General features: G+C 47.0%; 8 protein-coding genes. 3 read left to right on the top strand and 5 right to left on the bottom strand.

Translation table 11 applies throughout. The features are described from left to right. Window positions 1-146: 146 nt before the first annotated feature. Window positions 147-845 carry a ribose-5-phosphate isomerase RpiA gene (gene rpiA, locus C7B77_RS17680; protein ID WP_106307669.1) on the top strand — a complete coding sequence of 233 codons (699 nt, stop codon included), beginning with the start codon at window positions 147-149 and terminating at the stop codon, window positions 843-845. Window positions 846-996: 151 nt separating this feature from the next. Next, the gene (locus tag C7B77_RS17675) at window positions 997-1,710 is read left to right on the top strand and encodes a Uma2 family endonuclease (RefSeq protein WP_106307666.1); all 714 of its coding nucleotides are present in this window, start codon (window positions 997-999) and stop codon (window positions 1,708-1,710) included. 68 nt (window positions 1,711-1,778) lie between these two features. Here C7B77_RS17675 and C7B77_RS17670 read toward each other — a convergent pair whose 3' ends face one another. Beyond that, window positions 1,779-2,195, bottom strand: a complete 417-nt coding sequence (locus tag C7B77_RS17670) for a photosystem I reaction center subunit II PsaD (protein WP_106307663.1) — start codon at window positions 2,193-2,195, stop codon at window positions 1,779-1,781. A 236-nt stretch (window positions 2,196-2,431) separates the two neighbouring features. On the opposite strand from C7B77_RS17670, the gene C7B77_RS17665 reads away from it, so the two are divergent. After that, window positions 2,432-3,577, top strand: a complete 1,146-nt coding sequence (locus C7B77_RS17665; protein ID WP_106307660.1) for an iron-containing alcohol dehydrogenase family protein — start codon at window positions 2,432-2,434, stop codon at window positions 3,575-3,577. Between the two features lie 408 nt (window positions 3,578-3,985). Here C7B77_RS17665 and C7B77_RS17655 read toward each other — a convergent pair whose 3' ends face one another. From C7B77_RS17655 to C7B77_RS17640, 4 genes are all read right to left on the bottom strand, one after another. Beyond that, complete coding sequence (locus C7B77_RS17655; protein ID WP_181243906.1) at window positions 3,986-5,254, bottom strand: S-layer homology domain-containing protein; 1,269 nt, start codon at window positions 5,252-5,254, stop codon at window positions 3,986-3,988. Window positions 5,255-5,552: 298 nt separating this feature from the next. After that, window positions 5,553-5,687, bottom strand: a complete 135-nt coding sequence (locus tag C7B77_RS17650) for a ribbon-helix-helix protein, CopG family (RefSeq protein ID WP_106307651.1) — start codon at window positions 5,685-5,687, stop codon at window positions 5,553-5,555. Between the two features lie 352 nt (window positions 5,688-6,039). Beyond that, window positions 6,040-7,275, bottom strand: a complete 1,236-nt coding sequence (ftsZ, locus tag C7B77_RS17645; RefSeq protein WP_106307648.1) for a cell division protein FtsZ — start codon at window positions 7,273-7,275, stop codon at window positions 6,040-6,042. Window positions 7,276-7,542: 267 nt separating this feature from the next. Beyond that, the coding region (locus tag C7B77_RS17640; RefSeq protein ID WP_219892186.1) for a cell division protein FtsQ/DivIB at window positions 7,543-8,388 on the bottom strand (846 nt) is incomplete at its 5' end.

Below are 8,388 nucleotides of genomic sequence, written 5' to 3'. Positions count from 1 at the left end.
GCGGGGAGCGGGGAGGTGGGAGTTGGGGGTTGGGAGTTGGGGGTTGGGAGTTGGGAGCGAGATTGTTTGGGACGGGAGAATGTAGATTCTCGCTCCAATTGACTGATAAAGTGGATCGGCAGATGTTTAATGAGATTTAGAAGATAATGACACCACAAGATTTGATGAAGCAGGAAGTTGGTAAGGCTGCTGCGGCGCGGGTACAGTCTAATTCGATCGTGGGATTGGGTACTGGTTCGACGACGGCATTTGCGATCGAGTTTATCGGCAAACGGTTGGCGGATGGAGAAATTACCAATGTCAAAGGGATTCCGACTTCTTTTCAGGCGACAGTACTGGCTAAACAGTATGGTATCCCTTTAACGACGCTCGATGAAGCCGATCGCATCGATATCGCGATCGATGGTGCAGATGAAGTCGATCCTAATAAAAATCTGATTAAAGGTGGCGGTGCGGCGCATACCCAAGAGAAAGTAGTCGATGCATTGGCAAATCAGTTTATCGTTGTCGTGGACAATACCAAAATAGTCGATAAATTAGGTTCTACTTTCCTAGTACCTGTTGAAGTCATTCCGATGGCTGTCACGCCTGTCATGCGTGCGATCGAAAAATTAGGTGGCAAACCTCAACTCCGCATGGGTGTCAAAAAAGCTGGCCCAGTGGTAACGGATCAGGGTAACTTAGTCGTAGATGTGAAATTTGACTCGATCGACAATCCTGCTGACTTAGAAAAGACTCTCAATAATATTCCTGGCGTTCTCGAAAACGGTCTGTTTGTCGGTGTGGCAGATTTGATTCTTGTCGGCGAAGTTCAAGGCGATAAGGTCATTATCAAGGAAATGTAATTATTAGGCTTTAGGCTTTAGGTATTAGGCTTTGGGTTTTAGGTAAATTTTATAAGCCTCAGTGGTTTAATTCTCGATGCCCACAAGCCGTCCAAAGCCTAAAACCTAAATTACAATTAGATCTAAGAATCTCGTAGCCAAAATCTGAATTATGGTTGCCCAAATACCGAATCCGAGTCAAATCGAATACCCCGACAGCGACGGCAAGCCGATGTCAGATAATACCAAACAATTTCGATGGATTACGATCGTCAAATATAACCTGGACTGGTTGTTTACCAATGACGACAACGTCTTCGTGGCGGGAGATTTACTTTGGTATCCTGTCGAAGGCAATCCCAAACGCCGAGTCGCTCCAGATGTGATGGTAGCATTTGGCAGACCAAAGGGAGATAGAGGTTCTTATAAGCAATGGGAAGAAGCTGGCATTCCACCGCAAGTGGTATTTGAAATTCTCTCACCTGGGAATACATCCAATGAGATGGCCGCCAAATTAGCTTTTTACGACCGTCATGACGTCGAAGAATATTATATTTACGATCCTGACAATAATGCGCTCTCTGGATGGGAGCGAGTGGATGGTTATCTAACTGAAATTCCCGTCATGCAGGATTGGTGTAGTCCGCGCTTGGGAATCAGATTCGATCCGAGCGCGTCACCCGAATTGCAAATCTATCGACCCGATGGAGAGCCATTTTTAAGCTTCGAGCAAGTTTCGCAAAGACTGGAAATAACCACTCGGGAACTAGAAAATATTACCCAAACTCTATCTGAAACCGAGCAGGCATTAGCCGCAGTCGCAGATCGAAATCAGCAACTCATAGCAAAGTTGCGAGAACTAGGCATCGATCCAGATACGATTTAACGTCAAAAAATGAGGCAGAAACATTGAAGTTTCCGCCTCATCTAAACAATTATTAAAATTAAGCAAATCTAATCGATGGTTCTTTTACCAGAGAACTTAAGTGTCGCAGGATTGGGGTTGCTACCAATATTACGATCGACTTTACCATTGAATTCCCGTCCAGCATTAACTTTTTCAGGAAATACACCATCTTTAGGATGGAGTAATGTCGTATCACCATTAGGGGTAATCCGGTAAATTTTGTAGTTGGTGATTTTGAATTTGCGCAATTGACCACCAAGAGCGAGGCACTGTTCTTTGCGAGCCAATTGTAAAAGGTTGTCACCAGATACCATTGTCGCCGCACCACCAGTAGGCATCTCAAATACTTGTTCCTTGGGGCTATTCCAAGTAATCGCGTATTTTTCTTCTACTTCGGCTTTGCTGAGTAACCCACCAGTGCTACCGCCAAAAATCGGTGTTTTGCCAGTTAGTTTGTCTGCCATAAAACTGTTAGTTGTAGGGTTTTTGCCATGGTACCACTCTGTTTGGGCGCGATCTCCATCTCGTCAAGAACTGTAACAGTCGCTGGGGATGAGCGAACTGGGGATAGATTTCAAATATTATTTGCTAAGATAGATTACCTTAACTAGATTTACTACCGTACCGGATCGGTTTTCAACCGCAGCCCCGACTGCTACCAACAAATATAATTAAAATCATCAACTGCCGATCGATAGCCATGACTCATACTGATACTGCTATTTCCTTGCTGGTTGCTCCCGCTCGTGTGATGCGGGGACGACATGCGCTCGCAGATGCGATCGAGTATATCGCGAGCTTGGGTCAACGCCCGTTAATCGTGGGTGGCGATCGCGGCTTGGAACTGAGTCAATTACAAGTATTATTCGATCGTCCTGACTTAGCCATCGAGAAAATAAATTATACTCCCGACTGTTGTGAAAGTAGTCTCGATCGACTGATGCTAGCAGTTACCACACATCAAGCAGATGTCATCATCGGTGTCGGTGGTGGTAAATGCCTGGATACTGCTAAATTATTAGGCTACCGTTGTGAGTTGCCAGTAGTGACGATTCCTACTTCTGGAGCTACCTGTGCGGCGTGGACGGCTTTATCCAATATCTATTCGGAATCGGGCGCATTCTTGTATGATGTCAGTCTGGCTAAATGTCCCGATTTACTCGTCCTCGACTATAGTATTGTCGCTACAGCACCCCAACGGACGCTAGTTGCAGGCATCGGCGATGCGATCGCCAAATGGTACGAAGCTTCAGTCAGTAGCGGTCATTCCTCCCAAACGTTACTCATTGCCGCAGTTCAACAAGCGCGCGTCCTCAGAGATATCTTATTTCAAAAGTCACCATCAGCACTCGAACATCCCGATGGAGAAGACTGGCAAGAAGTCGTCGATGCTACCGTGCTACTGGCGGGGGTCATTGGTGGGCTAGGCGGTGCCCAGTGTCGCACTGTAGCCGCCCATGCCGTGCATAATGGTCTAACACACCTACCGGGCAGTCACCACGCCTTACACGGCGAAAAAGTGGCTTATGGAATCTTAGTCCAACTGCGACTACAAGAAATGCTTCAGGGCGATCGATTAGCTGCCACAGCCAGACAACAATTACTCGATTTTTACAGTACGATTGGCTTACCAAAAACTCTATCCGATTTAGGTTTGAGTGAAATTACAATCTCCCAATTAGATCGTGCGGCGACACTTGCCTGCAAACCCGATTCCGATTTACATCGGTTACCATTTACCGTGACACCAGAACAATTAGTTGCCGCGATGGTATCGACAACAATTGTCGAGGTTGAAAATCGATTGGTTAGTTCGGTATCTTTAGACGATCGCAATAATATTTAAGTACCCGATCTCGATCGCATTCAAATGAATGACGCTTGAATTATCATCGGTTGAGAGCTATATCCCCATCTCGATCGATGATAACTAAATCTCTCATCCCCTCCCTCAAATTAGTTGCCAGTATCTGTACGATTGGGTTCGCGTTCTTTTTAGCTTTGCCGTGTCGATCGCAGACAGTAAGGTATACTACCGTAAAAAGCCCAAGGATCGTTCGTCCAGTTTCAGTACGTTCCTCCACTAATTTCAATTCACCAATTGGTAACTCTCAATCCCGTTCTACATGTTTCCAGGTGGACGCTAATAGCCGAATGTATGTTAGACATAAAAACGGTGGTATTCATTACTACCCAACTAACAATGCAAATAGCTACACCAGAAACATAATCAGTTATCCTCGCTGTAATTAATTTATTGCTCCGTCTGAACTGCATCGCGAGCGGATAAACCCTCACTATTGGCTCCAAAATACCAAAGAGTAGTAGCAACTTCTCCCACAGTAACAGTCTTCTTTGGTTGGAATAAAGTTGTATAGCCAAATGCCCTGCGGATATTAGATCGATCGCCATTTTGAAAATCAGCTAACACCGCTCGCATTGCTTTAGGATCGATTTTGCCAGCATCTTGAAATCCCCACGTCTGTTTGACGGCATCTAGTGAGGCTGTGGGTAGCGGCTGGCGAGTATCTAACGGTACTTTCCACAAAATCATCTGTTCTCTCGTCAGCGGGGTGTCGGGACGAAACAGGACGCTGGTGGCGTCGCCACTGAGAGGACTCGGAATCAGTCCCGCTTCGGCTAATCCCTGAATGCTCGGAAAATCGGGATTGGTACTAGGGACATCTTGAAATGCGGGGTTGGTGTCAGTAGTGGCTAGTTTGACTTGCTGGGTGGGTTTGCTACCTGTAATCCGATTGTGTGCGGCGACGAGCCAGCGCGCGTATTCGCGGCGAGTGACTATCCGATTGGGTGCGGACTCTGCACTAGTTAACACGCCGATTTGAGTCAGATCTTTGACGTAATCGGTAGTGGAGGTAGGGAGCTTGGCAATCGGTTTGGTGGTGGGTAGGGGTGAAGTTGTAGATGTGGGAGTAGTAGCTGTAGGCGTTGGCGTTGGCGTAGTGGTTGCTGCATCAGTCGCTCCGCGCAGACTAATGGTATAAGTAGTGACGCCAGTCTGTTGCTTATCGCTACTAGTTTGAGGCTCGATTGAAACGTTGATTTGGGCTTGTTTGGCGGCGAGGATGGGATTGCTATCGCTAGGTTGCGTGACTATTTCCCATTGTTTGGCGGTGAGTTCTTGCTGGTAAAATTTATAGACAAAATCGATCGGATCGGCAGTCGTCCAGGTAGTGACGGTGCCCAGATCTGGCGTTTGTGTTGTAGATTGCAGTTTTGCCTGGGGATATACGGGAAAATCGGCAGGCAGGGCGTTAGGCGACGAAGTTGCTGGCGTCGGCGAGGGATTGGGGCCTACTGTGAGTGGCTCTTTGAGTTTGGGATCTGGTGCAAACGGATTTTGAAAAGATGTGCCAGCATTGCACCCAGAAGCGATAAACAGCAGACTAATTGTCAGACAACGTAGTAATAATCGTTTGCGAGCATGACTAATTCCGCTGCCAAGCTGTGCTAGCGCAAGTCTGGGCTGGGCAGGTCGCCAATTCGGGTGAGAACGTGACACAATTAGTTACTGTATAGGGACAGTTGGATAATTCTATTATACTTCGGTTTAATGTACGGTTTGTGGACTGTGGATAGTAATAAATATCGCACGACGATCGAGCACATCCACACTCACCTGGGGGAGGATTGGAGGCGATCGGGCCAGATCGAAGATGAGACATTGGCAAGAAGTTAAGCGACGATCGAATCGAGATGACTCGATCGCTTCTTGCCAAGATCGAGGACTAGCGACTGTAAATCGCCACGCTCTACTACCGAGAACCTGAAGCTATGGTGTATAGTTCCGAGCTATGCCTTCAAATTTTGGATTGTAGAGATCTAATGAATTCCCTAATAATATCGGTCTTAGTTCGCTCGGTCTTTTCGGCGAAAGCTTCGAGAATTCTAAGTTCTTGTTCGGGAATTTTTACATTTAACTGTTTTAAAGACATAGTTCGAGTGCCTGAAGAAATGCTATACTGGTTTGAGTGAATCATGGTTTTAGTATCAATTTAGACTGATACAGTTTTTTTCGGCAATCATACTGACTGTGAAGCGATGGGATCGCCGCAGCCGTAGCAAAATTGAGCCTAGTGGGTAATTCTAAATATAACTGTTGCAATGTGACTTGACACACAGCTAAATAGCTGCACTTATGCGCGTAACAATTAAAGTTACCAATCGCTTGTTGGTAGCTTTGATATCAAACGTGACGAGAGTTCGATCGATAAGCATTCCAGAGTGGTAGTAGTCGCTTAACTAAATAAGCGACTACTACCATGACCAAATCCATCTAATCCAAAGTTATTTGTTAGGACGACGGTTTTGTAAGAAGGCGGGTAAATCCGCTCCAGGATTTTGAGGGGGTTTGGGTTGAGGAAAACTTTCGTTTCCAACAGATGTTCCTGGTTGTTTGCGAGCGGCTTGCTGCTCGGACGGTAAGGCTGAATTAGGGCGTTGAGCCGCAACCGTCGTATTGCGCTGACGACCCATCGGCTCGGCAATTTCGCCTGTGAATCCGGTCGCAATTACTGTAATCCGCATTTCACCTTGCATTTGTGGATCGATGACCGCGCCAAAGATGATATTTGCATTCGGATCGACGACCTCATAAATCGTGTCCGCCGCAGTACTTACTTCAATTAGGGTCATGTCCGAACCGCCCGTAATATTCAGTACGACACCACGCGCGCCCTCGATCGAAGATTCTAGCAGTGGCGAATTGATCGCTTGAACCGCAGCTTCGCGCGCGCGCGATTTGCCCGATCCTTCGCCAATTCCCATTAGTGCCGAACCAGCATCGGCCATCACCGTGCGAACATCCGCAAAGTCCACGTTAATCAATCCAGGAATCGTGATGATATCCGAAATGCCCTGGACGCCGGAGCGCAGTACGTCATCTGCAATCCGAAACGCTTCTTGAACGGGAGTTTGCTCGTTAATTGCCTGTAGCAGTTTATCATTGGGAATGATAATTAGGGTATCAACCTGACTTTGCAGTCCGCTAATTCCTTCTTCTGCTTGATTTGTGCGGCGGCGTCCTTCAAAGGTAAAGGGACGAGTTACCACACCCACTGTTAAGGCACCCATTTCCTTCGCGACCTCTGCCACAATCCGAGCTGCACCAGTTCCAGTGCCGCCTCCCATCCCAGCGGTAATAAACACCAAGTCAGCTCCTTCGAGCGCGTGCGCGATTTCTTCGCGCGACTCTTCGGCAGCTTTTTGGCCGATGGCTGGGTTACCACCCGCACCGAGTCCCCGAGTGAGTTTTTGGCCTAATTGAATTCGGCGCGTTGCATCGGAGTGGGATAGAGCTTGCGCGTCAGTATTCATCGTCCAAAATTCTATGCCTTCGATATCGCTGGCAATCATCCGGTTGACCGCATTACTGCCGCCACCGCCAACACCAATTACTTTGATGCGAGCTGTATTGCTAAAAGTGATACCTTCAGACATTAGTTCATCCCTTGGTATGGTGTAACCATCTCGTAGCGAGTGGCTTTTGAATCCTGGATAGGAGACTGGACTAGAGTTATTCATGCGCTAGTTATGTGTTGAACCTTTTAAAGCATAGTAACCCGCATTATAGATATTTTTTGATATTACTTAGACATGTAGTGTACATTTTTTGGTCTTTCCTTGAAAAATAAGGGCGCGATCGAGCTAAATCTAAGTGGCTATTGACTGTAGGATAGACTTTCATCGTGCTAGAATATAGAGATTATAGAAGGATTATTTAAAGTATATATTGCCTGCACGTACATACTATTGATGTATTCCAATGTCTTACATAGATAGTTTGCGGCTTTAGTTAGAAGTCGTATTTGGATTGGGAAGAGTAGTTGAATCGGGTTTGAGTTGAAATTTAGGAGAGTCCGGATTTTCCAAATCCAGGTAGTCAATATTTTCGGGTTCGGCAGATTTGGGCCAATCGCGGAGTCGATCGAGTTGCTGTATTTGCCGATCGAGTTGCAGCTTACTACCGATCGCGCCCAGCCTCACCTTACCTACTTCGGTTTGCAACATCAAGTTTTGGGGATTGCGACAATCAACAATCCCAATAGCTACAGCACTAGTCCGCACGGCTCGATAAAGTTGCGGCCATTGGGGACACATACCCTGAGAAGGCGGTCGTAACTGCAATGTTGGTAAAGATTGCCAGACGATCGAGCGATAGCTAGCCAGCGGCAATTGCAACCCGCGCTCGTCGATAAATATTTGCGATGCAGTAGTTTCGTTTTGCATAATCCGCGCCACTGGCGGGAAGTCCTGAATCTGCACGAGTAGGCGCGGCGGAAATACTCCACGATCGATATTTACAGTTGCCATCGAGCTGCGCTGTTTGAGCTGGGTGGCTAATTGCGTAGGAGCCAATTCCACGATCGATTTCGGATAAGGAATTGTGAGCATCGATCGAACTGTGGCATCGGTTAAATACTGATTGCCCTCAATTTGAATCTGATCGGGTTTAGAAATCGTCCAATCGGGTCGATCGATCGCCCAAGCTATCCCCGCAAAAATTCCACCCATACAGATGAGTCGCCATAAAGACACGATCGCTCTGACGCGTCGCTGTTGCTGTAATTGGCGACGCCGTTGTTTTATGTGTTCTTGAGAGACTGTCCGATCCACTAGTGGTAAGGGGGGAGAGGG

Origin of the sequence: Chamaesiphon polymorphus CCALA 037, assembly GCF_003003845.1 — a bacterium.
Lineage (GTDB): Bacteria > Cyanobacteriota > Cyanobacteriia > Cyanobacteriales > Chamaesiphonaceae > Chamaesiphon > Chamaesiphon polymorphus.
This window is presented reverse-complemented; position numbering and strand designations above follow the sequence as displayed.

What these genes read in the sequence shown, in the direction of transcription:
- rpiA (WP_106307669.1), top strand. Translation starts at nt 147, where the DNA reads ATGACACCACAAGATTTGATGAAGCAGGAAGTTGGTAAGGCTGCTGCG.
- C7B77_RS17675 (WP_106307666.1), top strand. Translation starts at nt 997, where the DNA reads ATGGTTGCCCAAATACCGAATCCGAGTCAAATCGAATACCCCGACAGC.
- C7B77_RS17670 (WP_106307663.1), bottom strand. Translation starts at nt 2,195, where the DNA reads ATGGCAGACAAACTAACTGGCAAAACACCGATTTTTGGCGGTAGCACT.
- C7B77_RS17665 (WP_106307660.1), top strand. Translation starts at nt 2,432, where the DNA reads ATGACTCATACTGATACTGCTATTTCCTTGCTGGTTGCTCCCGCTCGT.
- C7B77_RS17650 (WP_106307651.1), bottom strand. Translation starts at nt 5,687, where the DNA reads ATGTCTTTAAAACAGTTAAATGTAAAAATTCCCGAACAAGAACTTAGA.
- ftsZ (WP_106307648.1), bottom strand. Translation starts at nt 7,275, where the DNA reads ATGAATAACTCTAGTCCAGTCTCCTATCCAGGATTCAAAAGCCACTCG.